The sequence below is a fragment of the Micrococcus sp. HMSC31B01 genome, from assembly GCF_001816085.1.
GTDB classification, from domain to species: Bacteria; Actinomycetota; Actinomycetes; order Actinomycetales; family Micrococcaceae; genus Micrococcus; species Micrococcus luteus.
In genome coordinates this window covers 1-1,632 of the sequence record NZ_KV825101.1, presented here as the reverse complement: position 1 = coordinate 1,632, position 1,632 = coordinate 1, and the positions used below count along the sequence as shown (strand labels likewise).

Annotated in this window: 1 protein-coding gene and 1 pseudogene; both read right to left on the bottom strand. The window is 75.4% G+C overall.

Annotated elements, in window-relative coordinates; all coding sequences use genetic code 11:
- On the bottom strand, positions 1–847 hold an 847-nt coding region (locus HMPREF3105_RS05795), incomplete at its 3' end, for a polyprenyl synthetase family protein (protein ID WP_070708962.1).
- Positions 844–1,632 (bottom strand): annotated as a pseudogene (locus HMPREF3105_RS05790) (FAD-dependent oxidoreductase); the annotation flags it as partial. The gene HMPREF3105_RS05795 and the pseudogene HMPREF3105_RS05790, both read right to left, overlap by 4 nt.

Genomic DNA, 1,632 nt, shown 5'->3' with positions numbered 1-1,632 from the left:
GGGCGTCCTCGGCCTCCGGCCCCTCGCCCTGCGCGGCGCGGGCCAGCAGCAGCGTGGTCAGGGTGGGCACGCGCTCGCGCAGGTCCGTGCCGGGGACCTTGCCGATCCGCTCGGCGTCGCCGGTGAGGTCGATCAGGTCGTCGGCGAGCTGGAAGGCCAGGCCCACCTTCTCGCCGTATGCGCGCATCACCTGGACGGCGGCCTCGTCGGCTCCGCCCAGCAGCGCGCCGAGCATGCCGGCCGCGGCGATCAGCGAGCCGGTCTTGCCGGAGAGCACCGCGTAGTAGTGCTCGATCGGGTCCGCGCCCTCGGCCGGGCCGCGAGTCTCCCACAGCTGGCCCTGCACGAGGCGTTCGAAGGTGTCCGCCTGGATCTGCACGGGCCGCGGGCCCAGCTCGGCCATGAGCTGGGAGGCGCGGGCGAAGATCAGGTCGCCGGCCAGGATCGCCGCCGAGTTGCCCCACAGCCGGTGGGCGGCGGGAGCGCCGCGGCGCACGGGGGCCTCGTCCATCACGTCGTCGTGGTACAGCGTGGCCAGGTGCGTCAGCTCCATCACGACGGCGGCCTGGCGGGCGGGCGCGTCCACGTCGGCGACCTCGCCGGAGGCCAGGGCGGGGTCGCCCAGGAGGGAGGCGAGCACCGTCAGGACCGGACGGACCCGCTTGCCGCCGGCGGCCAGCAGGTGGTGGGCGGCGGTGTCGGAGAACAGGTCGTCGAAGCCGAGGGCAGTGTCCAGCTGCTCCTCGACCTGCTCGAGCGCGGTCAGCACGACCTCCAGGACACGGCCGTGCTCGGCGAGGGGTTCGAAGCCGGAGGGCAGGGCGAAGCCGGGGTCTGCGGTGGTCACCGGGCAAGCCTACCCAACGGCGCGCCGCCCGCGGTCGTCAGCGCGGGGGTGAGCGCCTCGAGCACGCGGACGGCCCGGTCGACGGCGTCGCCGCCCCGCGCGTCCACCGTGTTGCCCATGACCTTCACCGCGGCCCGCAGCAGCGGGGGTGCGGCCATCCCGGCGCCCAGCGCCGCCTTCATCACCCGCGGATCGCCGATCAGGCGGGCGAACCGGGCGCCGAGGGCGAAGTGGCGGCCCCACAGGTGCTGGGTGATCACCGGGTAACGGGACAGGATCGCGTCCGCGGCGCCGTCGGTCCCGGCCGCGTGCGCCTGCACGGCCAGGTCCGCGGCGAGGCGGGCCGCCTCCATCGCGAACCCGATGCCCTCGCCGTTGAACGGGGAGACCATGCCGGCCGCGTCGCCCACCAGGAGCATGCCCGGCACGTGCTGCGGGGTGCGGTTGAACGCCATCGGCAGGGCCGCGCCGAGGATCCGCGAGGTGCGCGTCTGCTCGGCGATCCCCCAGTCCGCGGTGAGCGCCCCGGTCCAGGACTTCAGCAGCCCGCGGTAGTCCAGCTTCCCGAACTGCGGGGAGGTGTCCAGGATGCCCAGGCCCACGTTCACGGTGCCGTCCGCGAGCGGGAACAGCCAGCCGTAGCCGGGCAGCGGGTTGCCCTCGGCATCCGGCAGGCGCAGCCAGGACTCCATCCACTCCCCCCGGTCGCCGGGCGGGGCGGGGATCGCCCCGTCGACGGCGGCGCCGGCGGTGTAATAGGCCCGCACGGCCACGCCCATGGGCCG